This window comes from Humidesulfovibrio idahonensis (assembly GCF_054657715.1).
The window spans coordinates 619,940-643,939 of the sequence record NZ_BAAHYE010000002.1; the positions used below are offsets into that span (position 1 = coordinate 619,940).

A 24,000-nucleotide genomic window follows, 5' to 3' on the forward strand; every position below is an offset into this window, starting at 1 on the left:
TTACTGGGGCTTGGAGGCGTTGGCGTTCGCCGGACCAGTGCCTGGGCCGTCCGCCGTGGCGTTGCCCGGGCCGGGTTCCGTGGCGTTGCCTGTGGGCGCCAGCGGCAGCGGGGCCGGCGGCAGGGGCTCGCGCTTCACCGGCGTGGCGGCCACGGGCGCGCCGGGCACCAGACGCAGGTGCCCCTCCACCACCACGGTTTCGCCAGCGGCCAGGCCCTTTTCGATGACCAGGGAGTCGTACACGCGGAAGCCCACGGTGACCGGCCGCATCTCGGCCTTGCCGTCCTTGATGACGAAGACGTAGGTGCCGGCGGGGCCGGTCTGCACGGCCCGGTCGGAAACGACCACGGCCTTGGGCACGGTCTTGAGCACCAGCCCAACGGACACGAACTGCCCGGGCCAGAGGCGGCCCTCCGGGTTCAGGAACCGCGCCTTCATGCGCACGGTGCCCGTGCCGGTGGACACCTGGTTGTCGATGAAGGTGAGGGTGCCCACCTCCGGGTGCGCCTCCATGCCGGGCGCGGCGGCGTGCACGGTGAGCGGGCCCTGGGCCAGCTGCTTGCGGATCTCGTTCAGGTAGCGCTCCGGCAGGGCGAAGCTCACCTCAAGGGGGGTGGTGGTGTTGACCACGGCCAGGATGTCGTCCTTGTCCTTGACGAAGCTGCCCTCGTCGAAAAGCGCCGCGCCGATGCGGCCGTCGATGGGCGAGGTGATGGTGTTGTACGAGACGTTCTGCCGGGCCAGGCTGGCTCCGGCGCTGCTGGCGCGCATGGCGTTCTTGGCGCGCAGCGCGGCCGTGGCCTTCTCCTCGTACTGCTCGCGGCTGATGACGTCCTGGTCGGCCAGGGCCTTGTAGCGCTTCAGGTCGCGGGCGCTCTGCTCGAAGTCGGCCTTGTCGCGCTGGTAGGTGGCCCCGGCCTGCTGCTCGGTGAGGGCGTAGGTGGCGGGGTCGATGGTGAAGAGCACCTGCCCGGCCTTGACCATGCTGCCTTCCACGAAGTGCACTTTCTTGATGTGCGCCGCGAACTTGGTCTTGATGTTCACGCTCACCGCGGCCTTGATGGTGCCCACGGTGGTCAGCACGTAGGGCGCGTCCTTGAGCTCGGCCTGGTCCGTGACCACGGGCGCGGGGCGTGGGCCGTCGCCCTTGCCGTGGCAGGCGGACAACATAAGGGCCGTGAGCAGGCAGGCGATGAGCGCGGGCAGAACGCGGGGCATGGGCAGCTCCTGAATGATGGTTTAAAACGAGTGTTTTACATACGGCGCTATTGTTTGCAACCATAAAAATTACAGGCAGATATTTGCTCAATAATTTAGCGTGTTGAAAGGCATCGCCGCGCGCGTCTTGACCGGGGGGCGCGCAAAGTGGATAGTGCGCACGCTACAGGACGCGCTTTTTGCGTCAAACCTCTCAGCCCGGGGCGCCATGCCGACGATGAACAAGGCCCAACTGACCGCCATCATTGACCACACGCTGCTGCGGCCGGACGCCGCGGCGGCGGAGGTAGAAGCCCTGTGCGCCGAGGCCGTGGCCTTCGGCTTCAAGGCCGTGTGCGTGAACCCCTGGCATGTGCCGCGCGCCGTGGCCTGCCTGCGCGGCCATGGGCCGCTGGCCATCACCGTGGCCGGGTTCCCCCTCGGGGCGTCGCAAACGGCCACCAAGGCCTGCGAGGCGGCGCTCGCCGTTGCGCAGGGCGCGGCCGAGGTGGACATGGTGCTCAACCTGGGCGCGCTCAAAAGCGGCCAGCCAAACCTCGTGCGCGAGGACATCGCCCAGGTGGTGCGCGCCTGCGGGGCCGCACCGGTCAAGGTGATACTGGAGACCTGCCTGCTGACCGACGCGGAAAAGGAGCTGGCCTGCCGCTTGGCTGTGGAGGCCGGCGCGGCCTTCGTCAAGACGAGCACCGGATTTTCAACCGGCGGCGCAACCGAGGCCGACGTGGCCCTGCTGCGCCGCGCGGTGGACAGCGCTGCCGGGGCGGGCCGCATCGGCGTCAAGGCCAGCGGCGGCATCCGCACCTTGACGGATGTGACGCGCATGATCGTTGCCGGAGCGCAGCGCATCGGCGCCTCGGCCTCGGTCGCCATAATGAAGAGCTTGGGAGAAACAGCATGAGCATGGATCCGCAGAACGCCGTGCGCGACATCCGCCGCGGCGAGGACATAGAGGCCGAGAGCCTGCGCATCATCGACGCCGAGACGCCGGAGCCCAGGCCCTATGCCGGGGCCGAGTGGGCCGTTGTGCGCCGCATGATCCACACCACGGCGGACTTCGAGATGCTTTCGCTGGTGCGTTTTCATCCGCGCGCCGTGGAAGCGGGGCTGAACGCTCTGGCCCAGGGCGCGGTGCTCGTCACGGATACGGAAATGGCCCGCGCGGGCATACCCGACCGGCGCATGGACGCCCTTGGCTGTCAGGTGCGCTGCCTCATGCGCGACCCGGAAGTGCAGGCCCTGGCGCAAGAGGCGGGCTGCACCCGCGCGCGCGCGGCCGTCGATTTCGCCGTGTCGCGCATCAAGCCGCAGATCTACGTCATCGGCAACGCGCCCACCGCGCTTCTGCGTCTGCTGGAGCACATCGAGGCCGGGCGGGCCACGCCCGCGCTCATCGTGGGCATGCCCGTGGGCTTCGTCAACGCGGCGGAATCCAAAGCCCTGCTCATGGCCCAGCACGCCGTGCCGTTCATCGCCATCGAGGGCCGCAAGGGCGGCTCGGCCCTGGCCGCCAGCGCGGTGAACGCCCTGGCGGATATCGTTCTGGCGCAACGGGCTGCCGCGAAATAGCACCCCTCAGCGCCTTGCCCGCATCATCATGGAGGAAGAATGGACCTGGACATGAACCTGCGATTGACCTGTGTGGCCCTGGGCGTGGACGACCTGTCCCGCGCCAGCGCGTTTTATGAACAAGGCTTGGGGCTCCGGCCGTCCGCCGCCAGCGGCGGGGAGGTCCGCTTCTATGATTGCGGCGCCATGGTGCTGGAGCTGTACCCGCGGCTCGGCCTTGCGGAGGACGCCTGCGTTCCGCCGGAGCGGCTGGCCCCGGCAGGGCGCTTCGACGGCGTGACCCTGGCCTGCAACTGCAAAAACCGCGAGGACGTGGACGCGCTTTTGGCGCGGGCCGTGGCCGCTGGCGCGCGCCTGGCCAAACCGGCGCAAGAGGTCTTCTGGGGCGGTTATTCCGGCTATTTCGAGGATCCGGACGGACACCTCTGGGAAGTGGTGCACGCCCCGGGCTTTGGGCTGAACGAACAGGGCGGGCTGGTTTTGCCCGCGCCCCAGTGAGCTCTTTGCGCCGCCTGCGCGCGGCCCGGCTCACGAGACTCATGCTCTGCGGAATCTTTGCTGCGCTGCTGTGCGGCTGCGCGGCCAAGCCCTTGCCCATGGGCGGCGAGGACATCACCCGGCCGTCGCAGCAGCTGCTGCTGGTGGTGGCCGAGGACTGGCAGTCCAAGGCGGCGCGCATGCAGCGCTTTGAGCGCGCGCGGCCGGACGGGGCCTGGCAGCCGGTGGGGGTGAGCTTTCCCGTCAATCTTGGTCGCGGCGGCCTGGGCTGGGGGCGCGGGCTCCACGGCCTGGCCCTTGGCTCCGGTCCGGTAAAGGCCGAAGGCGACGGCAAGGCTCCGGCCGGGCTCTTCGCCCTGGGCCAGGGTTTTGCCCAAGACCCGGCCGAGGTCGGCGCGGCCAAGCTGCCCCTGCTGCGTGTGGACGACAAGCTCGTGTGCGTGGACGACGGGAAGTCGCCCGCATACAACGGGTTTGCCGAGCTGACGCCCGGCGTGGCCCCGGCCTGGGACAGCGCGGAGACCATGCGCAGGCCCGACGGCCAGTACCGGCTGGGCGCGTTCGTGCATCACAACACCTCGCCCGCGGTGCCCGGCGGCGGCTCCTGCATCTTCCTGCACATCTGGCTTGGCCAGGGCATCGCGTCCTCCGGGTGCACGAACATGGACCAGGCGGACATGCTGCTTTTGCTGCGCTGGCTCGATGCGGACAAGCGGCCGGTGCTGGCGCAACTGCCCCGCAAGGACTTCGAGCGCTTCCAAACAGCCTGGCGGCTTGAGAACGCGCACCCATAAGAAAAGGGCGGCCCCCATGCGGAGGTCGCCCTTTTTGTTCAGTCTCTGTTTGTCGGGTTAGTTGGCGTGGGCGTCCCCGGCATTATCCGGAGCGGCGGGAGCGGCCATCTGGCCCCCCATCATGCCCCCCATCGGGCCAGCCATGGGGGCCTTGCCGCCCATCATTCCGCCCATCATGCCACCCTTCATTCCGCCCATCATTTCGCCGCACATGCCCTTGCCGCCCATCATGCCGCCCATGCCCATCATCCCGTGGCCCATGACGGGCACGCGCAGGCCGGTTTCCTTGAACATCTGCGCGCGGAACTTGCTGTTCGCGACGAGCATCTTGGCGTTCAAGTCGGCGATGTCGCGGATGACGGCCTTGGCCTTGCCGGATTCGCCGTCGCCCGCGGCGTTGAGGGCCTCAAGCTCGGCGAACTTGGCGTACAGGCTCTGGTGCAGGGGGAACATGGCCTTGGCGTTTTCGGCCATGAGCTTGCGGGCGGCTTCCTGCTTCTCGGGGGAGAGCTGGGCCAGGGGACCCATCATGGGGCCCATGCCGCCGTGCAGGCCATGAACGCCGCCATAGGGCATGGTGGCGGGCGTGGGCACGGGGTTCTTCACGGGCTCCGCGGCCAGGGCCAGGGAGGAGGACAGGGCGATGGCGGCGCAGGTGGCCGCGAGGATCTTGGGGAAACGCTTCATGATGTACTCTCGCTTATGGTTGTCGTTTGTGCCGGATTCTCGTTTTGAATCAAGCTGGGGGTGTTTATTTGGGGGGAGCCTTTGCCAAACATGGCCTCCGGCGGCGTGGGGGAGTGGAACGCCGCCGGAGGCCAGCCTTTCGGCCTATAAGGAACGGTTCATCATGGTGGTGTCGCCTGCTCCGCGCATGTGCCGACCCATGGTCCCGCCGTTCATCATCTGGTTTGTGGACATGTTTTGGGCCATTTGACTCTGGCTCATCATGCCTGCGCCCATCATTCCCTGTCCCATGCGGCCCTGCCCCATCTGGCCAGTCGTCGCGCCGGGGCAGTTTGCCTGAATGGGGGTCGTGGCGGGGGCGGTCTTGTCGGAGGTTGCCTCCGCGGCGATGGCCAGCGATGCGGTCAAGGCGATGGCGGCGCAGGTGGCTGCGAGGATCTTCGGAAAACGCTTCATGTCATGCCTCCAAGGGTTGCCGAGAGTGTTTCGTCCTGCTCGTTGCCCCCATTAAGCATACGCTGTGCCATCGAGAAAAGTTACGTTATTCTTGCGCGTTGGCTGTATTGTGAGGAATTCGTTTGTGCAGTAATGTGCACAACCCTCCCCGTTTTCCACTGCCGGATGTGCGCTTGTGCAGGTTGTGGAGCGTATGCCTGCGCCCTTGCACAGGCGCATCAGAGGGGGGGCTTGCCCTTCGCCCGCACATTGCGCCTGGAGGAGCGAAAATATATTTCGTTGCGGCACAGGAGCATACGCGGACATCATTCCAGCATTGAAAAATACCGCTTGTGATTTTTTTCCGAATGACTATTTTTAACTCGGAAGATCCCTGATTGCTTCAGATAATAGTAACGATGTGCGGGCCAGGGGCGCCGGATGCTTGCGGGTTTGGGCAAGTGCGAAGGGGGGCCGCAGGATGCGCGCGAGCCGCCCGCGGAAAAGCAAGCGGGACGCGCTCTGGCCGCAGCGAGCAAAAACTTGGAGAGGCATGGCGATGGTCAAGGACAAAGCGGCGGCCTCCTGGGGCATCATGGAGGACGCGCAAGAGAAGGCGTGAGGCGCGGTCGGCTGATGGGAGCGCGCGCCGGATGAAGGAACCAAAAGAGCGGCCGGACGGCGGCGGCGAGGCGTGACAGCGCTGCCGCCAAGCGCAAGGGGGAGACACCATGAATCTGAGGGGCAAGAGAGTCTTCACGGGCCGGATGCAGTTGTTCAATGACTGGGAGATTCGTCCCTTCGCCATCCAGGGCGAGGACGGGGCCTTTCTGCCGGGGCTCTCCGCGCGCAGGCACCGCGCGGGGGAGTCGAACAAGGAATACTGCTTCGACGACCGCTGCATGAACAAAGAGGAGGCGTTCGAGTTCGCCATGGCCCAGGGACGCGGCCTGGTGCTCGAAAGCTGAAGCTCCTCGCCGCAGAACGCATGAAAAAGCCCCCGCCCGGCGTGCCGGACAGGGGCTTCGTTTTTTTCGAACCCGGGTCTAGTAGCTCACGCGCTTCACGCCGGGAATGGCCATGAGCTTTTGGCGCACTTCCTCGGTGGGCTCCTGGTGCACCACGTACACGGTCTGCACGCAGTCGGACAGGAAGCGGGAGTTGTTCTCGCGGATGTTCACGCCAAGCTCGCCCAGGGTGGTGCCGAACTTGCCGAACATGCCCGGCTTGTCCTCGTGGGTGATGAAGAGGGCGTAAATGCGCTTGCCCTCCTGCTCCACGGTCTCGCCCACGTTGACGGAATTGCCGAAGTCGCCGCGCTTCAGGTACTTCGTCACCACCTCGGCTATTTCCAGCCCGGTCTTGCGCACGGCGTTCTTGGTGCTGGCGCCCAGGTGCGCGCTCATGACGATGTTGTCCAGCTCGTGCAGGCGGCAGTTGAAGGGCTCGCCCTCGCGCTTGGGCTCGTGTTCGTAGCAGTCCAGGGCCGCGCCGGCGATGGTGCCGTTTTTGAGCGCGTCGTACAGCGCCGCCTCGCTCACGTTGCTCCCGCGGGAGGCGTTGATGAGATAGGCCGTGGGCTTCATGAGCGCCAGCTCGCGCGCGGTGATGATGGCGTTCTTGCCGCCGGTGTGCAGGCTCACGAAGTCCGACACCTTGAGCACGTCGTCTATGCTCGGCAGGTAGTCCACGTTGGAGTCCTGCAACTGATAGAGGTCGAAACCGACCGTCTTCATGCCGATGCCCAGGGCCTTGCCCGCCAGGGCCTGGCCGATGCGCCCGCAGCCGATGACGCCCAGCGTCTTGCCCATGAGCTCGTTGCCGGCGAAGCGCTTTTTGTGCCACACGCCGCTCATGAGGGTGCGGTGGGCCATGGGCACCTTGCGCGCCACGGCGAACATGAGCCCCAGGGCGTGCTCCGCCGTGGCGTTGGTGTTGCCGTTTGGCGCGAACTTGACGATGACGCCGCACTCTTTTGCGGCCTCCAGGTCGATGTTGTCCGTGCCGACGCCGCCGCGGCCCACGACCTTGAGCTTGCCGCCGTTTTTGGTGCCCGCCTCAAGTATCTCGCGGGTCACCTTGGTGGCGCTGCGCACAAGCAGGGCGTCGTAGCCGCCGATTTCGCCGAGGAGATCCTCGGTGCTGCGTTTTTCCGTCTCGACGCTGAAACCTTCTTTCTTGAGCAGGGCGACGGCTTCTTCGTTCAGCCCGTCATTGGCAAGAATGCGCATGTCGTCTCCCCCCTAGGATAAGGTCAGGTTATTTCACGAGTTCGGGCCTCAGCGCTTCCAGGTAGGCGGCCACCATGTCCGGGGTCACGTCGCCCATGTGCCCCAGGCGCATGAGCACCCGCTGGCCCGCTTCCTCAAGGTCGGTGTTCAGCTTGCCGTAGCCGGGATCGAAGAGATAGCCCTTGGCGCGCATGGCCTCCTTGACCTTCTTGAGCTGGGCGATGGTCATGCCCGCGGGCACGCGCACGCCGGTGAGGGTGGGCGAGCGGTGGCCCTCCGGCGCCAGCAGCTCGAAGCCGGGCAGCCCGGCCACGAAGGCGTGGGTCATGTCGCGCATCTTGATGTGCCGGGCGAAGCGGTTCTGAATGCCCTCGGTGTTCAGGATGTAGTCGATCTGCACGGCCATCTGGTTGGCCAGCGTGGTGTTGGGCGTGGTCAGGGTCTGGTTCTTCTGCGCGCGGCCCAGCTGGCCCACGATGTCGGTGGTGAAGCCCCGGTTCGTCACGGTCTTGGCTTTTTCCACCGCCTCCGGCGTCAGGAACAGGATGCCGAAGCCCGCGGGCAGCGCCAGGGACTTCTGCGTGCTGGTGGCGTACGTCGCCGCGCCGGAGGAGGAGAGGTCGAGCGGCGCGCCGCCGAAGATGCTCACGCCGTCGACGAGGGGCAGGGCGCCATGCTTGCGCACGCACGCGCACACGGCCTTCATGTCGTTGATGACGCCGGTGGAGGTCTCGTTGTGGGTGAAGGTGACGCAGGCCGGCTTGTGCTCCGCAAGGGCGGCCTCAAGCTTGGCCAGGTCGATGGCCTGCCCCGGTGCGAACTTGAGCTGCGCGGCCTTCTTGCCGTTCAGCACGGCCATCTTGTGGTACAGGTCGCCAAAGGCCCCCACCGAGACGTTCAGCACGCATTCGCCATCGGCCACCAGGGAGCGCACGGTGGCCTCCATGGCGTTGGAGCCGGAGCCGTTGAACAGGATGACGTGAAAATCGTCGCCGCAGCCGGCGAGTTCCTTCAGGCCGGCCATGGCAGGCCCGAAGCGCTTGATGTTCTCGGAATCGCGGTGGCCGAATTCCGGCAGCATGCCGGCTTCGCGGATTTCCGGGCGGATGAACGTGGGGCCGGTGATGAAAAGTTTGAGGTCGGCAAAATCCTGGGTGCTCATGGACAGGTCACCTCATGTGTAGAAAGATGTTCTGGCGGGTTTGAAAGAACGGAATCTGGTCCCATACCCGGACAGCAGCGCTCTGTCCAGATGGTCCGGGAATCTTTGCCACGCCTCGGCTTGCGGGCGCGGGGCCAAGACCCGGCAGGGCCCCCGGCGCGCCCGCCCTTGCCAACCGCTCAAGCCCGACCTATATTCCGCCCTTCACGGCACGAAAGAGCCCCCCTGGAACCCATCCTCCCAGCCTGGAGACACACGCCACATGCCCTTGATCGGCCCCCATATTTCCATTTCCGATGAACGCATCCTGACCCGCGTGCTTGGTCTTACCGCCAGCCCCGAAGAGGGCGGCTTTGCCCAATGGCCGGACAGCGTGCGCGAGCTGGCCGTCAGCCTGGCCGCCGAGCTGTTTCTTGTGCGCTACAATCCCTTTGTGGATGCGGAGCTTGTGCGCGAGAGCGTGGACCGCAAGCTCTCCATCGCCCGGCCCAGCCTCTCGGGCGAGTTTCCCCGGCTGCTTTCCGCCGCGGTGGCGAGCTTTTGGGAGCGCTACGAGGACGACCAGGCCTTTGCCCGCAAGCTCAAGGCCCGGCTCATCGACTTCATGCCCGCGGAGGGCGTGGGCGACGCGCCCAACACGCGCATAGAGTGCGCCACCGACGCCACCGACCTGCGCCTGGAGCTGCCGCTGTTCGTGCTCTTTCCCGAGACCACGGAGCAGGTGCGCCGGATAGTGCTCTTGGCCAACGAACTCGGCTTCGGCATCATTCCGCGCGGCGGCGGCACCGGCCTCACCGGCGGGGCCATCCCCATGTTCTCGCGCAACGTCGTGCTTTCCCTGGCGCGCTTCAAGAAGATCGTGGACATCAACCCCGACACCATGCTTTTGACCGCCCAGGCCGGCGTCATCACCCTCGACGCCATCAAGGCCGCGGCCGAGCAGGGCTTGCTCTTCACGGTGGACCCCGCCTCCAAGGCCGGTTCGACCCTGGGCGGCAACATTGCGGAGAACTCCGGCGGGCCCTTCGCCTTCGAGTACGGCACCACCATCGACAACATCCATTCGTTTGAGATGGTGACGCCCACGGGCGAGATCATCACCGTGCGCCGCAAGGACCACCCCGGCCACAAGATCTTCGAGGGCGAAAGCGCCGTCTTCGAGATTCTGGACGAGCGCGGCGCGCTCAAGGAGACCATAACCCTGGCCGGCCACGACGTGCGCGGCGCGGGTCTGGGCAAGGACGTCTCGAACAAGTTTCTGGGCGGTCTGCCCGGCGTGCAGAAAGAGGGCGTGGACGGCATCATCACCACCTGCACCTTCACCGTGTACCACCAGCCCAAGTTCTCGCGCGTGCTGGTTTTGGAGTTCTTCGGCCGCAGCATGAAGAACGCCATGTTCGTCATCGGCGACGTGGTCGGCCTGCGCGACGCCATTCGCAAGCAGGGCGACATGGTCAAGATCAGCGCCCTGGAGGAGTTCGGCACCAAGTACGTGCAGGCCATCGAGTACAAGAAGAAGTCGGTCCAGTACGAGGGCGACCCCATCAGCGTGCTTATTTTGCAGTTGGACAGCGACGACGAGGCCGCGCTTTCCGAATCCGTGGACGCGGTTTTGGCCATTGCCCAGCCGTACCCCGGCGTGGACATCTTTGCCGCGCGCGACGAAAAGGAGGCCGAGCTGTTCTGGGAGGACCGGCACAAGTTGTCCGCCATCTCCAAGCGCACGTCCGGCTTCAAGGTCAACGAGGACGTGGTCATCCCCATGCGGGCCATTCCCGGCTTCGCCGAGTTCTTGGAGAACCTGAACCTGTTCTACATGGCCAAGACCGCCCGCAAGGCCCTGCTCAAGGTGCGCGAGCTGCCGGGCGTGCCCTTCGACGACCCGGACATCGACTTCGGCATTGAGCGCGCGCTGTTCATCTTGAAGAAGCGCACCACGGCCAGCGACATCTCCGACGAGGAGCTCGCCAGCCAGGTGCGCATGCTCTTCCACGAGCTCAAGGACAAGTACCCCAAGCTCGACCGCGAGATGGAGGCCATCTACCAGGAGGCCGTGGCCAAGCGCATCGTCATCGCCAACCACATGCACGCGGGCGACGGCAACTGCCACGTCAACGTGCCGGTGAACTCCAACGACCCGGAGATGATGGCCCAGGCCTACGAGGCCGTGGACGAACTCTTCGCCGAGGTCTTGAAGCTCGGCGGCGAGATTTCCGGCGAGCACGGCATCGGCATCACCAAAATAGCCTTTTTGGCCCAGGCCAAGATCGACGCCCTCAAGGCCTACAAGGCCATTGTGGACCCCCGCGACGTGCTGAACCCCGGCAAGCTGACCAAGCGCGCGCTGCCGGTGGAGCCCTACACCTTCTCCTTCAACCGGCTCATCGGCGATTTGCAGAAGACCGCGCTGAAGGACAAGGAGAACCTCATCGAGCTGTTGCGCAACGTGCAGACCTGCACCCGCTGCGGCAAGTGCAAGCAGGTGTGCCCCATGTACAGCCCGGCGCGCGGCCTGCTGTACCACCCGCGCAACAAGAACCTGAGCCTGGGCGCCCTCACCGAGGCCATCTACTACTCCCAGGTGCAGGGCGGCGAGCCCTCGCAGGCGCTGTACGAGGAGCTCAGGCGCATCATGGAGCACTGCACGGCCTGCGGAAAGTGCAAGGGCGTGTGCCCGGTCAAGATCGACTCCGCGGCCAACGCGCTGCAGATCCGCTCGTTTTTGGAATACAAGGGCAAGGGCGGTCATCCGCTCAAGACGTTGGTGCTGGGCAACATCGCCCAGGACCCGTCCGCGCGGCTGCCCAAGGTGGCCAAGTTTCTCTCCCTTGGCCAGGCCGCGGCCAACAGCGTGCTGGGACTCGTGCCCGGCCACTTCCGCCGCCGCTTGGAAAGCCCGGCCATGCAGGGCCCCGGCCCGCTGGTCGACTTCCGCAACCTCTCGCAGGAGCTGGGCCTTGCCGAGCATTCGCTGTTCCGCAACCCCGCGGCCAGTCCGGACGACACCGTGCTGTACTTTCCCGGCTGCGGCGCCGGGCTCTTCAGCCACGACATCGGCCTGGCGGGCGTGTACCTGCTGCTCAAGGCCGGGGTGAACGTCGTCATGCCGGAGCGGCACCTGTGCTGCGGCTACCCGCTGCTGGCCAGCGGCTGCACCGAGGCCTACAACGCCAACCGGCACCGCACCATCCAGGAGATTCTGGACATCCTCATCGCCACGGGCCGCGCGGGCATGAAGGCCACCACGCTCATCACCAGCTGCGGCACCTGCCGCGAGTCGATTGAGACCTACGACTTCAGCCAGGAGCTCAGCGAGCCGCTGAAGCACCAGGACATCGTGCAGTTCTTGCTGGGACGCCTGGACCTGCCCAAGGCCGAGGGCGAAAAGCTGCTGTACCACGCGGCCTGCCACGCGGAGTGGGTGGACGTGCCCAAGGTGAAGGCCCCGGAGGTTTACCGCAAGGCCATCGCCGAGGCCCTGGGCGCCAACGTGCGCCTCTCGCCCGGCTGCTGCGGCGAGTCCGGCCTGGGCGCGCTCACCAGCCCGAACATTTACAACCGCATCCGCGCCAAGAAGCGCGAGCAGCTGGCCAGCGACCTCGCCCGGCCCGACTCCAGGCGTCCGGACAAGGACACGCCCATCCTTGTGGGCTGCCCCTCGTGCAAGATCGGCGTGAAGCGCTGCCTGATGCAGATGCACAGGCCCAACGACGTGCTGCACACCACGGAGCACCTGGCCGAGCGGCTGGGCGGCCCCAAGTGGCAGCGCGAGCTCAAGCGCATGATCGACAAGGGCGAGAAGAAGGGCAAGGTCGTTGTGGTGGACGGGGGCAAGTAGCGTGGTTGACGCGCAGACCCCGGACGGACTCGACGCCCTGGAGCAGGGCCTGCGTGCGCACTTGGCCGAACGCCTCTCCAAAGAGGGCGCGTGCGACCCGGCCCACGACCTGCAACACCTGGAGCGCGTGGTCGCCACGGCCAAGCGCATTGCCCGGCGCGAGGGCGCGGACCTCGGCGTGGTCATTGCCGCCGCGTGGCTGCACGACTATGTCGTGGTGCCCAAGGACAACCCCTGCCGCAATCAGGCCTCGCGCTTTGCCGCTGTGGACGCCTGCGCCTACCTCAAAGCCATGGGCTGGGAGCACGACGACACCCTCGCGGCCATCGGCCACGCCATCGAGGCGCACAGCTTCAGCGCGAACATTGCGCCGCGGACCCTTGAGGCCAAGGTGGTGCAGGACGCCGACCGCCTGGACGGCATCGGGGCCATCGGCATTGCGCGGTGCTTCGCCACCGGCGGGGCCATGAACCGCGCCTTCTACAGCCCTGTCGACCCCTTCTGCGCATCCCGCGAACCCGACGACGCCACGTTCACCATCGACCATTTCTACCGCAAGCTCTTCAAAACCGCCGCCAGCATGCAGACGGCGGCAGGGAGGGCCGAGGCAGAGAAGAGGGTGGAGGTGATGAAAAGGTATTTGAAGGAGTTGGGGGAGGAGATGGGGGCGGAGAATGGCTAACTCTGAGACGACGAACGAGGAGCGTGAGCAAGAAGCCTCTGTTTTGAAGGGTATCTCTTTGGATTTCATTCGGGCGTTACATTTTGTGGTTATAGATACTCCGCGTGCAGGTGACTTCCCAGAATCTCATCTTCTTCATTATATTTGCCATGATTTCCTTGAGTCGGCGCTGGCAATTCCGAGTCTAGTGCACAATGGAATGTTAAATGTTGCTAGGAGGGAGCTGAGATTTATGATCGAAGCTGCCCTTAAGCTTTGTTTTATTCAGCAGCAGTATTATAGCTCTAGCGTTGAAGAGAAGCTAAGTAAATATGAGCAAACACTGGACTCGGCATCGATATCGATAAAGAAAAAAATCATATGCCATATGATTAATGAGGCGCTACGAAGGGAGTTCGATGACGAAATCGGGCGGCTGTATGGAGAGATCTCTCAATATGTGCATTTAACGCACTCTAATCTTGTAGAAAAAATTGCAAATAGCAAGGAAGGAAGAACTGTTGGATTTGAAAGTTTAGATGATCTGAAAGGATTGGCGGTACTTGTTTCTAGGTCCTTGGCGGTAGTTCTTGTACTTATTTTTCATTCTGTGCCGTCGTATATTGCTGGAGATTATTTTGTTGAGAGTGATGGTTCAAGTGTTGAAAACTATTTTTTAAAGTCCAGATTTATTGCGAGTATTGATTCGGCATTTGATTATAAGCACGAGCGAAAAGAGAATCTCGAAACTCTAAAGGCACTCAGAGAAACCCGCGTCGAGTTTTAATTCATGCGTGGCACGAGTTGGCTGCTGCTCATTCCCCCTTGACATCCCCGCCCATACCCCCTATTTACTCCCTGTTCGGGGGCAATCCCCGACACGGCTTACGTTCTTGAGAGGCGCGGCAATGCTGCACAGCCCGCCACAAAAATCCTCAGTTCATCCGCCGAATGACATACGCCCCGATTGAGCCATCCTGTCCCGGCCCGCAGCGTCCGCACTTGATAAGCTCTTCGCCGCCGTTTTGGTGCGCCTTTTGCGCTGCGCGGCCCCTCTTTACAAAGGACCTACTTTGACTTTCGATTCCTTCGGCCTTCCGTCTATTGTTCTGACCAACATCACCAAACTGGGCTACACGACCCCCACCCCCATCCAGACCCGCGCCATTCCGGCGGCCATGGAAGGGCGCGACCTGATGGGCCTGGCCCAGACCGGCACCGGCAAGACGGCCGCCTTCCTGCTCCCCATCATCACCAAACTTATGAAGCAGCCCGCCGGCAACCGCCGCCGCGTGCGCACCCTTGTTCTTGCCCCCACGCGCGAGCTGGCCGAGCAGATTCACGAATCCGCCCTGGACCTTGCCCGCGGCACCGGCCTGCGCAGCACCACCGTGTACGGCGGCGTGAACATGAGCCGTCAGATCAACGCCCTGCGCAACGGCGCGGACATCGTCGTGGCCTGCCCCGGCCGCCTGCTCGACCACATGAGCCAGCGCACCGTGGACCTGGGCGGCGTCGAGACCCTGGTGCTCGACGAAGGCGACCAGATGTTCGACATGGGCTTTCTGCCCGACATCAAGCGGATTTTGGCCGGCCTGCCCAAAGAGCGCCAGACCATGCTCTTCTCGGCCACCATGCCCGAAGCCATCCGCGGCCTGGCCAGCGACATCCTGAAGGACCCCGAGACCCTGCGCGTGGGCAACAGCGCCCCGACAGAGACCGTCTCCCACGCCATCTACCCCGTGGCCCAGCACCTCAAGACCAAGCTTTTGCTTGAGCTCTTGAACCGCAACAAAGAGGGCAGCGTGCTGGTCTTTACCCGCACCAAGCACCGCGCCAAGCGCCTGGCGGAGAACCTGGAGAAGGTGGGCCACAAGGCCACCGCGTTGCAGGGCAACCTCTCCCAGAACCGCCGCAAGGAAGCCATGGACGGATTCCGCGCCGGTCGTTTCCGCGTCCTGGTGGCCACGGACATCGCCGCCCGCGGTATCGACGTGAGCCAGATCTCCCACGTGGTGAACTTCGACGTTCCGAGCACGCCGGAGACCTACACCCACCGCATCGGCCGCACGGGCCGCGCGGAACGCAGCGGCGAGGCCCATACCTTCGTCACCGGCGAGGACGTCTCCATGGTGCGCGCCATCGAGCGCCTGCTGCGCGAGCCCCTCACCCGCAAGAAGCTTGAAGGCTTCGACTACAACGAAGGCCCCTCGTCCGCGGACAAGGACTTCAACCGTCCGATCATGGACCGCCGCGGCGGTTACGGCGGTGGCGGCGGCTACGGCGCTCCTCGCCCGCAGCAGCGCGCCGCGCGTCCGGCTTACGGCGCTCCCCGGTCCGATAATTCGGACAGGCGCGATGCCGAGGGCAACCGTTCGCAGCCCGGCGACGACATCTACGCCGCCGACCGTCCGGCCGCCGGCTACGGCGACCGTGGCCGCAACAGCCGCTACGGCTCCGATCGTCCGGCCGCTGGCCGCCCCTCCGGCGGGCGTCCCGGCTACGGCCGTCCGGGCCAGAAGTCCCAGGGCGCCCGTCCCCAGGGCAACAGCCGCCCGCAGGGCTCCGCTCCTTCTCACACCACCGCCCGCTAAAGCGGCATTGACGCCGGGGCGCAACTGCCCTAGTCATTCATAATCAGACAGCGCGAAAGGGGAGGCACAAGCCTCCCCACGCGCGGTTCTGGCCCGTAGTTTGCTACCAGCGCGCTAAAATCCCGCACCGTGGAGCGCAGCATGGGCACCATTCTCATCATCGACGACGACGCCGAGGTCCGCGAGACCTTGCTCAGCCTCACGCGGCGCATGCGCCTGAGCGGCGAGGCCGTGGGCTCCATCGCCGCGGGCCTGGCCCGTCTGCGCCAGGGCGATGTGGACGTCGCCTTTCTGGACGTGAGCCTGCCCGACGGCAACGGCCTGTCCGCCCTTTCTGAAATAAAAGCCCTGCCGGACTCCCCGGAGGTCATCATCCTTACCGGCCGGGGCGACCCGGACGGCGCGGAGCTGGCCATCCAGGGCGGCGTGTGGGACTACCTGCTCAAGCCATCTCCCCTCAAGGACACCATGCTCACCCTGGAGCGCGCCCTCAAGTACCGCCTGGGCAAGCGCGGCGCGTGCGCGCCCGTGGCCCTTGTGCTGGAGGACGTGGTGGGCAAGAGCCGTAGCATGCGCGCCTGCTTCGACGCCGTGGCCGGCGCGGCCGGGTCCGGGGCCAGCGCGCTCATCACCGGCGAAACCGGCACCGGCAAGGAGCTCTTCGCCCGCACCATCCACGCCAACAGCGCCCGCGCGGCCAAGCCCTTTGTGGTGGTGGACTGCGCGGCCCTCACCGAGACCCTGGTGGAGAGCACGCTCTTCGGCCACAAGAAGGGCGCGTTCACCGGCGCGGACAGCGACCGCGTGGGCCTGGTGAAAATGGCCGATGGCGGCACGCTCTTCCTCGACGAAGTGGGCGAGATGCCCCTCAATCTGCAAAAGTCTTTTTTGCGCGTGCTGCAGGAGCGGCGCTTCCGCCCTGTTGGCGGCACCCAGGAGCTGGAGAGCGACTTCCGGCTCATGGCCGCCACCAACCGCGACCTGGAGCAGATGGTCACTCAGGGCACGTTCCGCAGCGACCTGTTCTACCGCCTCAAGACCATCTCCATCGGCCTGCCGCCCCTGCGCGAGCGGCCGGAGGACATCAAGCCCCTGGCCGTGTTCCGCGTTGGCCAGCTGTGCGAACAGTACGGCGTGCCCCTCAAGGGCTTCGACCCGGACGTGTTTCAGGTGCTGGAGGGCTACGACTGGCCCGGCAACGTGCGCGAACTGTTCAACGTGCTGGAGCGCGCCTTTGTGGACGCCGGGCCGGAGCGCACCCTCTACGCCATGCATCTGCCCCAGGACGTGCGCATCAAGGTGGCCAAGGCCCACCTGGGCCGGGGCAGGGCAGGGGACCAGCCCGACGAGCGCAAAGGCGCTCACAAGGCCGCCGCGGCGACCCCGTCGCCCTGGCCGGGGCTGGCCGCGGTGTTTGGCGCCGGGCCGGAACAATATTTCGCCAACGAAGGCGACACGCCCCCAGCTCCTGCGGCTGATCTCCAGATGACGGCATCGGGCCGCGCGGCCTTGCCCGAAGAAATTTTCAGCCAGACGCTGAAGGACTGCAAAGAGGCCGTGGAGCAGCGGTACATGGAGGCCCTGGTGCGTCGCGCCGGGGGCGATGTGCAGCGCGCTCTCGAAGTTTCCGGCCTTTCCCGCTCGCATCTTTATGCCTTGCTCAAGAAGTGGAGCCTGTCCATCGACGGCCCGGCCGTAGGCTCCTGATTCTGCTAGTCTGATTTTTCGGATGCGAGAAGGAACGCCGCATGCCGGCCTTTCCGGAGCATCCTGAGTCATTTTGCCACCGCTTTTTCGTTGTGTTTTACGTTGTGCCGCGCCCTCGGATCAGGCTGCTTGTCCGCAAAATCGGACAAGACCTTGGCCTGCAGAGCGAAGTGGCGCGGCAACATTGCGAACATATTGCAGATATCCATGTTTTTCCATCGCTGGCACGCTAGTTGCCTTAGGCCCTTCAATAGGCGGCCCCCCGGTTCCGCCGAAGTCACCCAGAGGAGAGTCCCGCATGAACGACGCCCTGAAGAAAGAGTTCGAGGCCCTGGTGGGCAAGGACAACGTCATGGAGAGCGAGAGCGATCGCTTCTCGTATGCGTATGACGCCGCGGTGCTGGAGCCGGTGATGCCCTCCCTTGTGGTGCGGCCCGCATCGCGCGAGGCGCTCGGCCGGGTGGTCAAGCTGGCCAACGACAACGGCCTGCCCCTGTGCGTGCGCGGCAGCGGCACCAACCTCTCCGGCGGCACCATTCCCAAGCTGGGCGGTCTGGTGGTGCTCACCAACGCCCTGGATAAAATTTTGGAGATCAACGAGGCCGACCTCTACGCCATAGTGGAGCCGGGCGTCATCACCGCCAAGTTCGCGGCCGAGGTGGCCGCGCGCGGCCTGTTCTACCCGCCCGATCCCGGCAGCCAGGCCGTTTCCACCATGGGCGGCAACGTGGCCGAGAACGCCGGCGGCCTGCGCGGCCTCAAGTACGGCGTCACCAAGGACTACGTCATGGGCGTGGACTTCTTCGACGTGGACGGCGAGATCGTGAAGAGCGGCTCGCGCACGGTCAAGTGCGTCACCGGGCTCAACCTGCACGGCCTCATGGTCGGCAGCGAGGGCACCCTGGGCGTGTTCGAGAAGATCACCCTGAAGCTCGTTCCGCCGCCGCTGGCGCAAAAGGCCATGATGGCCATCTTCGACGACATCAACAAGGCCAGCGAGACCGTGGCCGCCATCATCGCCGCCAAGATCGTGCCCGCCACCCTCGAGTTCATGGACAACTTCACCATCCGCACGGTTGAGGACTTCGCCCACGCCGGCCTGCCGGTGGACGCGGCCGCGCTTTTGCTCATCGAGGTGGACGGCCACCCCGGCCAGGTCGCCGACGAGGCCGAGAAGGTCGAGGCCATCTGCAAGAAGATGGGCGCCCTGCGCATCCAGGTGGCCAAGGACGCCGCCGAGCGCAACAAGGTTTGGGAGGCCCGCCGCGCGGCCCTTTCCGCCCTGGCGCGCGTTTCTCCCACCACCGTGCTGGAGGACGCCACCGTGCCCCGCAGCAAGATACCGGCCATGATGCACGCCCTGGGCGACATCGCCTCCAAGTACAAGCTGACCATCGGCACCTTTGGCCACGCGGGCGACGGCAACCTGCACCCCACCATCCTCACCGACCGCCGCAACAAGGAAGAGTGGAAGCGCGTCGAGGACGCCATCGACGACATCTTCGACGTGGCCCTGGGCCTGGGCGGCACCCTCTCCGGCGAGCACGGCATCGGCATCGCCAAGAGCAAGTACATGGAGAAGGAAACCAGCAAGGCCACCATCCTGTTCTCCCGCCGTCTCAAGAAGGCCCTCGACCCCAAGGGCATCCTGAATCCCGGCAAGATCATCGGGGAGTAGGGGAGACGCCATGAGCGACATGAAAGAACTGCTCAGACTGCTCGGCGAGCTGGACGACCAGCTGGTGTCCTGCATGCGCTGCGGCATGTGTCAGGCCGTGTGCCCCATGTACGGGCAGACCGGACGCGAGTCCGACGTGGCGCGCGGCAAGATAGCCCTTTTGGAAGGGCTGGCCCACAAGATGGTGCAGAACCCGGAGGAGGTTCAGGACCGGCTTTCGCGCTGCCTGCTTTGCGGCTCGTGCGCGGCCAACTGCCCCACCGGCGTCAAGGTCGTGGACATCTTCATCAAGGCCAGAGCCATTCTCGTCACCTACATGGGCCTGCCCACCGTGAAGAAGATCATCTTCCGCGGCATGCTCACCAAGCCCGGCCTGTTCAACGGCCTCATGTCCCTGGCCTCCAAGTTCCAGGGACTGTTCACCTCGCCGGCCAACGATGTCGTCGGCACCTCCTGTTCGCGCATGCTGCAGCCGATCATCGGCGAGCGGCACTTCCGGCTTTTGGCCAAAACGCCCCTGCACAGCGACTTCCCCAGCCTGGACACCCCGGCCGGCAAGAGCGGGCTCAAGGTCGCGTTCTTCCCCGGCTGCATGGTGGACAAGATGTACACCGGCATCGGCACGGCGTCCCTCAAGGTGTTCAATCACCACGGCGTGGGCGTGTTTTTGCCCGCCGGGCAGGCCTGCTGCGGCATTCCGGCCCTGGCCTCCGGCGACATGGAAAGCTACCTCACGCTGGTGCGCGAGAATCTGGCCGCCTTCAAGGGCGGCAAGTACGACGCGCTGGTCACCCCCTGCGCCTCGTGCACCGCGACCATCAAGGAAGTATGGCCCATGCTGGCCGACCGCATGAGCCCCTCCGAGCAGGAGGCCATCAAGGCCATGGCCGACAAGACCATGGACATCAACGCCTTCCTGGTGGACAAGCTCGGGCTTACGCCGCCGGCTCCGGCCGCCGGCGCCACCGTCGTCACCATGCACGACCCCTGCCACTTGAAGAAGGCGCTGGGCGTCTCGGTCCAGCCGCGCAAGCTCGTGGCCATGAACGCCCACTATGCGTTGAAGGAAATGGCCGGCGCCGACGCCTGCTGCGGCTGCGGCGGCAGCTTCACGCTGGCCCACCCGGAAATGTCGGCCAAGATCGGCCAACAGAAGCGCGACAACATCAAGAGTTCCGGCGCGCAGGTGGTGGCCACGGGCTGCCCGGCCTGCATGATGCAGATCTCGGACATGCTTTCGCGCAACGGCGACAGCATCAGCGTGAAGCATCCCATTGAATTGTACGCGGAGAGCCTCTAAGGCGGAAATAACAAGATCCGGTTGTTCGCGCGCTCGCGCTCGCGCACCTGTGGCGGGGCTTCCCGCCGAGGGACTTCTCCTGTAAGTACAGCGACCAGCAGATCGCTGCTAAGGGGAAAGGCACAGATAACGGTCTACTCCCGGCGTCGGGGGGCCCCCAGCCCCTGAGACCCCCTCTTGATACCCCGGCGCCGGGAGCCCTCATAGGCGAGCATTACAACCAAGGAGCGAGAATCGTGGCTGATACACTTTACGTCACCGGCGTGGAGCCCAGAAGCGGAAAATCCGCAATTGTTCTGGGACTTATGCAGCTCTTGTCGCGCGACATCCAGCGCGTGGCCTTCTTCCGTCCCATCATCAGCGCCTCCGAGCCCAGCATAAAGGACCATGACATCAATCTGGTCATGAGCCAGTTCCACCTCGACATGCGCTACTCCGAGGCCTACTCCATGACCATGCAGAAGGCCCGGGAAATGATCAACCTGGGCCAGCACGAGGCCTTGCTTGAAAAGATCCTCAACGACTTCAACGCGCTGAAAAGCCGCTTCGATTTCATTTTGTGCGAGGGCACGGACTTCTTCGGCGCCGACTCCGCGTTCGAATTCGACATCAACGCCGACATCGCCGCCAACCTGGGCTGTCCGGTCCTGCTCGTCAGCAACGGGCAGAACAAGTCCCACGACGAGATCGTGGCCTCGACCCTGCTCACCATCGAATCCTTCGAGGACAAGGGCCTCGACATCCTCGCGGCCATCATCAACCGCGTGGAGGATGTGGACGGCTCGGTCATGATCGAGGGCCTGCGCAAGAGCATCCGCTGTCCCGAGTGCTTCCCCATCTACGTCATTCCCGAGGAGCCGCGCCTGGGCAAGCCCACAGTGGCCGACGTGGTGAAGTGGCTCGACGCGCGCATCATCTACGGCGCCGACATGACCAGCAACCTGGTGGACAACTACGTCATCGCCGCCATGCAGCTGGGCAACTTCCTCAACTACATCGAGCGCGGCAGCCTCATCATCACCCCGGGCGACCGCAGCGACATCATCCTGGGCAGCCTGGCCAGCCGGCTTTCCACCAACTACCCGGACATCTCCGGCATCCTGCTCACCGGCGGGCTGGACCCCTCCGAGTCCGTGCGCAAGCTCATCGAGGGCTGGGTGGGCGCGCCCATTCCCATCCTGGTGACCGAGGGCCACACCTTCAAGGCCACCCGCGTTTTGTACGACCTTTACGGCCGCATCGAACCCGGCGACCAGAACAAGATCCAGTCGGCCCTGCGCGTGTTCGAGGAGCATGTGGACCTGCCGGAGCTGAGCGCCAAGCTCGTTGCCGCCCAGCCCACCACAGTCACGCCAAAGATGTTCGAGTTCAACCTGATTTTGAAGGCCAAGGCCAACAAGCAGCACATCGTGCTGCCCGAGGGCACGGGCGAGCGCATCATGCGCGCGGCCGACATCCTGCTCCGGCGCGGCGTGGTCGACCTGACGCTGCTGGGCCGCGAAAGCGAGATTCTGAGCCGCAAGAGCCAGTACGGACTGGAGCTTGAGGGCGTGCAGATCATCGATCCCGGCAAGAGCGCCTACTACGAAGACTACGTGAACACCTACTTCGAACTGCGCAAGCACAAGGGCATCCGCGAAGAGGACGCCCGCGACCGCATGCTCGACCCGACCTACTTCTCCACCATGATGGTCTACAAGGGCCACGCCGACGGCATGGTCTCGGGCTCGGTCACCACGACCTCCCAGACCATCCGCCCGGCCTTTGAGATCATCAAGACCAAGCCCGGCGCCAAGATCGTGTCCAGCGTGTTCTTCATGTGCCTGAAGGACCGCGTGCTGGTCTACGGCGACTGCGCCGTGAACCCGAACCCCACGGCGGAAGAGCTGGCCGAGATCGCGCTTTCCAGCGCGGAGACCGCCCACATCTTCGGCCTGGAGCCGCGCGTCGCCATGCTGTCTTACTCCACCGGCTCCTCCGGCAAGGGCGAGGACGTGGAGAAGGTCATTCTGGCCACCAAGATCGCCCACGAGCGCGCCCCGGAGCTCTTGCTCGAAGGCCCGCTGCAGTACGACGCCGCGGTGGACCTCTCCGTCGCGCACACCAAGATGCCCGACAGCGTTGTGGCCGGCCGGGCCAACGTGTTCATCTTCCCCGACCTCAACACCGGCAACAACACCTACAAGGCGGTGCAGCGCTCGGCCCAGGCCGTGGCCATCGGCCCCGTGCTGCAGGGCTTGAACAAGCCCGTGAACGACCTCTCGCGCGGGTGCACCATCCCCGACATCGTCAACACCGTGGCCATTACGGCCATTCAGGCCCAGGCCGTGAAGGCCTAGGGAGAGCTCAATGAACGTTCTGGTCATCAATTCCGGCAGCTCGTCCATCAAATACCAGCTCCTCGACATGCGCACGGAGCACGTTTTGTGTTCCGGCGCGGTGGAGCGCATTGGCGAGGGGCTGGGCAGCGTCACCCACAAAATCGCGCCGGGCAGCGACAAAGAGGACAAGATCAGCTTGTCGCAGCCCATTGCCGACCACGAAGCGGGCATGCATCTGGTCATCGGGCTCATTACCGACGCCGAACGCGGCGTGGTGAAGAGCCTGGACGAGATCGAGGCCATCGGCCACCGCATCGTGCAGGGTGGCGATCTGTTCGACCGCTCCTGCCTGGTGGACGACCAGGTCGTCGCCGGTCTGACCAGACTCATCCCGCTGGGGCCGGTGCATAATCCCGGCCACCTGGCGGGCATCCGTGTCTCGCGGCACCTGTTCCCAAAGGTGCCGCAAGTCACGGTGTTCGACACCGTGTTCCACCAGACCATGCCTCCTCGCGCCTATATGTACGCCTTGCCGTACGAACTCTACGAAGAACTCAAGGTGCGCCGGTACGGGTTCCACGGAACCTCCCACGCCTATGTCACCAAGGAGGCCGCGCGCTTCCTGGGCAAGAGCGTGGACGAAGTGAACCTCATCACAGTGCACCTGGGCAATGGCAGCTCCATGTGCGCCGTGCAGAACGGAAAAAGCGTGGATACCTCCATGGGCCTCACCCCTCTTGAAGGGCTCATCATGGGCACCCGCTGCGGCGATGCCGACCTCGCCATCTATCCGCTCATCGGCGCGGCCAAGGGCATGAGCATCGAAGAGATCAACGACCTGACGAACAAGCAAAGCGGTTTTAAGGGCATTTGCGGCAAGAACGACATGCGCGACATCCACGAGGCCGTTGCGCAGGGCGACAGCAGGGCCAAGCTGGCGCTCGACATGTTCGGCTACCGCAATCGGAAGTACATCGGCTCCTACCTGGCGGTGCTCGGCCGGGTGGACGCCATCGTGTTCACGGCGGGCATTGGGGAAAACGACCCCGTGGCCCGCGAGCTCTCGTGCAGGGGGCTTGAACACCTCGGCATCAAGCTGGACCACGACCGCAACCTCGCCCCGGCGAGGGGCGCGCGCGACATCGCCTGCTCCGATTCCCCGGTGCGGGTGCTGGTGATCCCCACCAACGAGGAGTTGGAGATCGCGCGGCAGACGGTCGGAGTCCTGCGGGCCAGCTGAAGCTAAGGCGCAGTTTCCGTGCGGACGGTTGTCCGGGCGGGAGGCAACGGCACACACACCGCAAGGAGGA

At 65.0% G+C, this 24,000-nt stretch carries 19 protein-coding genes; 14 read left to right on the plus strand and 5 right to left on the minus strand.

Translation table 11 applies throughout. The features are described 5' to 3' along the window. Entirely contained in the window at positions 1–1,218 is a 1,218-nt protein-coding gene (locus ACYQ4W_RS03195; protein ID WP_459852721.1) for an efflux RND transporter periplasmic adaptor subunit, read from the minus strand. Positions 1,219–1,426: 208 nt separating this feature from the next. On the opposite strand from ACYQ4W_RS03195, the gene deoC reads away from it, so the two are divergent. The 4 genes from deoC to ACYQ4W_RS03215 are packed head-to-tail and all read left to right on the plus strand — an operon-like array spanning position 1,427 to position 4,076. Further along, the gene (deoC, locus tag ACYQ4W_RS03200) at positions 1,427–2,116 is read left to right on the plus strand and encodes a deoxyribose-phosphate aldolase (RefSeq protein ID WP_459852724.1); all 690 of its coding nucleotides are present in this window, start codon (positions 1,427–1,429) and stop codon (positions 2,114–2,116) included. A gap of 2 nt (positions 2,117–2,118) precedes the next feature. Continuing rightward, positions 2,119–2,784 (plus strand): precorrin-8X methylmutase, encoded by a 666-nt coding sequence (locus ACYQ4W_RS03205; RefSeq protein WP_459854445.1) that lies wholly within the window; start codon positions 2,119–2,121, stop codon positions 2,782–2,784. Positions 2,785–2,823: 39 nt separating this feature from the next. After that, positions 2,824–3,282 carry a VOC family protein gene (locus ACYQ4W_RS03210; RefSeq protein ID WP_459852727.1) on the plus strand — a complete coding sequence of 153 codons (459 nt, stop codon included), beginning with the start codon at positions 2,824–2,826 and terminating at the stop codon, positions 3,280–3,282. A 41-nt stretch (positions 3,283–3,323) separates the two neighbouring features. Beyond that, positions 3,324–4,076 carry a L,D-transpeptidase family protein gene (locus tag ACYQ4W_RS03215; protein WP_459852729.1) on the plus strand — a complete coding sequence of 251 codons (753 nt, stop codon included), beginning with the start codon at positions 3,324–3,326 and terminating at the stop codon, positions 4,074–4,076. Positions 4,077–4,133: 57 nt separating this feature from the next. On the opposite strand, the gene ACYQ4W_RS03220 is transcribed toward ACYQ4W_RS03215, so the two are convergent. After that, the gene (locus tag ACYQ4W_RS03220) at positions 4,134–4,763 is read right to left on the minus strand and encodes a Spy/CpxP family protein refolding chaperone (RefSeq protein ID WP_459852731.1); all 630 of its coding nucleotides are present in this window, start codon (positions 4,761–4,763) and stop codon (positions 4,134–4,136) included. Between the two features lie 144 nt (positions 4,764–4,907). Further along, a complete protein-coding gene (locus ACYQ4W_RS03225) occupies positions 4,908–5,219 on the minus strand; it encodes a hypothetical protein (RefSeq protein ID WP_459852733.1) in 312 nt (103 codons plus the stop codon). A 710-nt stretch (positions 5,220–5,929) separates the two neighbouring features. Between ACYQ4W_RS03225 and ACYQ4W_RS03230 the strand changes: the two genes are divergently transcribed. Beyond that, positions 5,930–6,166, plus strand: a complete 237-nt coding sequence (locus ACYQ4W_RS03230) for a hypothetical protein (RefSeq protein ID WP_459852735.1) — start codon at positions 5,930–5,932, stop codon at positions 6,164–6,166. A 78-nt stretch (positions 6,167–6,244) separates the two neighbouring features. On the opposite strand, the gene ACYQ4W_RS03235 is transcribed toward ACYQ4W_RS03230, so the two are convergent. Together ACYQ4W_RS03235 and ACYQ4W_RS03240 are read right to left on the minus strand one after the other, a co-directional pair. Further along, complete coding sequence (locus tag ACYQ4W_RS03235) at positions 6,245–7,429, minus strand: phosphoglycerate dehydrogenase (protein WP_459852737.1); 1,185 nt, start codon at positions 7,427–7,429, stop codon at positions 6,245–6,247. Between the two features lie 28 nt (positions 7,430–7,457). Then, on the minus strand, positions 7,458–8,591 hold the full coding sequence (locus ACYQ4W_RS03240) for a pyridoxal-phosphate-dependent aminotransferase family protein (RefSeq protein ID WP_459852740.1): 1,134 nt from the start codon (positions 8,589–8,591) through the stop codon (positions 7,458–7,460). 262 nt (positions 8,592–8,853) lie between these two features. On the opposite strand from ACYQ4W_RS03240, the gene ACYQ4W_RS03245 reads away from it, so the two are divergent. From ACYQ4W_RS03245 to ACYQ4W_RS03285, 9 genes are all read left to right on the plus strand, one after another. Continuing rightward, entirely contained in the window at positions 8,854–12,429 is a 3,576-nt protein-coding gene (locus tag ACYQ4W_RS03245) for an FAD-binding and (Fe-S)-binding domain-containing protein (protein ID WP_459852743.1), read from the plus strand. Position 12,430: 1 nt separating this feature from the next. Further along, a complete protein-coding gene (locus ACYQ4W_RS03250; RefSeq protein ID WP_459852746.1) occupies positions 12,431–13,111 on the plus strand; it encodes an HD domain-containing protein in 681 nt (226 codons plus the stop codon). Beyond that, positions 13,104–13,877, plus strand: a complete 774-nt coding sequence (locus ACYQ4W_RS03255) for a hypothetical protein (RefSeq protein ID WP_459852748.1) — start codon at positions 13,104–13,106, stop codon at positions 13,875–13,877. Before ACYQ4W_RS03250 ends, ACYQ4W_RS03255 begins: the two co-directional genes overlap by 8 nt. 286 nt (positions 13,878–14,163) lie before the next feature. Continuing rightward, positions 14,164–15,684: a DEAD/DEAH box helicase gene (locus tag ACYQ4W_RS03260; protein WP_459852750.1), complete on the plus strand. Its 1,521-nt coding sequence runs from the start codon at positions 14,164–14,166 to the stop codon at positions 15,682–15,684. A gap of 141 nt (positions 15,685–15,825) precedes the next feature. Beyond that, positions 15,826–17,391 (plus strand): sigma-54-dependent transcriptional regulator, encoded by a 1,566-nt coding sequence (locus tag ACYQ4W_RS03265; RefSeq protein WP_459852753.1) that lies wholly within the window; start codon positions 15,826–15,828, stop codon positions 17,389–17,391. A gap of 298 nt (positions 17,392–17,689) precedes the next feature. Further along, positions 17,690–19,069: an FAD-linked oxidase C-terminal domain-containing protein gene (locus tag ACYQ4W_RS03270; RefSeq protein WP_459852755.1), complete on the plus strand. Its 1,380-nt coding sequence runs from the start codon at positions 17,690–17,692 to the stop codon at positions 19,067–19,069. A 10-nt stretch (positions 19,070–19,079) separates the two neighbouring features. After that, positions 19,080–20,369: a (Fe-S)-binding protein gene (locus tag ACYQ4W_RS03275; protein ID WP_459852758.1), complete on the plus strand. Its 1,290-nt coding sequence runs from the start codon at positions 19,080–19,082 to the stop codon at positions 20,367–20,369. Between the two features lie 236 nt (positions 20,370–20,605). After that, complete coding sequence (gene pta / locus ACYQ4W_RS03280; protein WP_459852761.1) at positions 20,606–22,708, plus strand: phosphate acetyltransferase; 2,103 nt, start codon at positions 20,606–20,608, stop codon at positions 22,706–22,708. 10 nt (positions 22,709–22,718) lie between these two features. Then, positions 22,719–23,930: an acetate kinase gene (locus ACYQ4W_RS03285; RefSeq protein WP_459852763.1), complete on the plus strand. Its 1,212-nt coding sequence runs from the start codon at positions 22,719–22,721 to the stop codon at positions 23,928–23,930. Positions 23,931–24,000 lie beyond the last annotated feature (70 nt).

Excerpts from the sequence above, each read along its gene's own strand:
- ACYQ4W_RS03210 (WP_459852727.1), top strand. The coding sequence starts at position 2,824 with ATGGACCTGGACATGAACCTGCGATTGACCTGTGTGGCCCTGGGCGTG.
- ACYQ4W_RS03225 (WP_459852733.1), bottom strand. The coding sequence starts at position 5,219 with ATGAAGCGTTTTCCGAAGATCCTCGCAGCCACCTGCGCCGCCATCGCC.
- ACYQ4W_RS03220 (WP_459852731.1), bottom strand. The coding sequence starts at position 4,763 with ATGAAGCGTTTCCCCAAGATCCTCGCGGCCACCTGCGCCGCCATCGCC.
- ACYQ4W_RS03275 (WP_459852758.1), top strand. The coding sequence starts at position 19,080 with ATGAGCGACATGAAAGAACTGCTCAGACTGCTCGGCGAGCTGGACGAC.
- ACYQ4W_RS03265 (WP_459852753.1), top strand. The coding sequence starts at position 15,826 with ATGGGCACCATTCTCATCATCGACGACGACGCCGAGGTCCGCGAGACC.
- ACYQ4W_RS03270 (WP_459852755.1), top strand. The coding sequence starts at position 17,690 with ATGAACGACGCCCTGAAGAAAGAGTTCGAGGCCCTGGTGGGCAAGGAC.
- ACYQ4W_RS03255 (WP_459852748.1), top strand. The coding sequence starts at position 13,104 with ATGGCTAACTCTGAGACGACGAACGAGGAGCGTGAGCAAGAAGCCTCT.
- ACYQ4W_RS03230 (WP_459852735.1), top strand. The coding sequence starts at position 5,930 with ATGAATCTGAGGGGCAAGAGAGTCTTCACGGGCCGGATGCAGTTGTTC.
- ACYQ4W_RS03245 (WP_459852743.1), top strand. The coding sequence starts at position 8,854 with ATGCCCTTGATCGGCCCCCATATTTCCATTTCCGATGAACGCATCCTG.
- ACYQ4W_RS03285 (WP_459852763.1), top strand. The coding sequence starts at position 22,719 with ATGAACGTTCTGGTCATCAATTCCGGCAGCTCGTCCATCAAATACCAG.
- ACYQ4W_RS03235 (WP_459852737.1), bottom strand. The coding sequence starts at position 7,429 with ATGCGCATTCTTGCCAATGACGGGCTGAACGAAGAAGCCGTCGCCCTG.
- ACYQ4W_RS03195 (WP_459852721.1), bottom strand. The coding sequence starts at position 1,218 with ATGCCCCGCGTTCTGCCCGCGCTCATCGCCTGCCTGCTCACGGCCCTT.
- ACYQ4W_RS03215 (WP_459852729.1), top strand. The coding sequence starts at position 3,324 with ATGCTCTGCGGAATCTTTGCTGCGCTGCTGTGCGGCTGCGCGGCCAAG.
- deoC (WP_459852724.1), top strand. The coding sequence starts at position 1,427 with ATGCCGACGATGAACAAGGCCCAACTGACCGCCATCATTGACCACACG.
- ACYQ4W_RS03240 (WP_459852740.1), bottom strand. The coding sequence starts at position 8,591 with ATGAGCACCCAGGATTTTGCCGACCTCAAACTTTTCATCACCGGCCCC.
- ACYQ4W_RS03205 (WP_459854445.1), top strand. The coding sequence starts at position 2,119 with ATGGATCCGCAGAACGCCGTGCGCGACATCCGCCGCGGCGAGGACATA.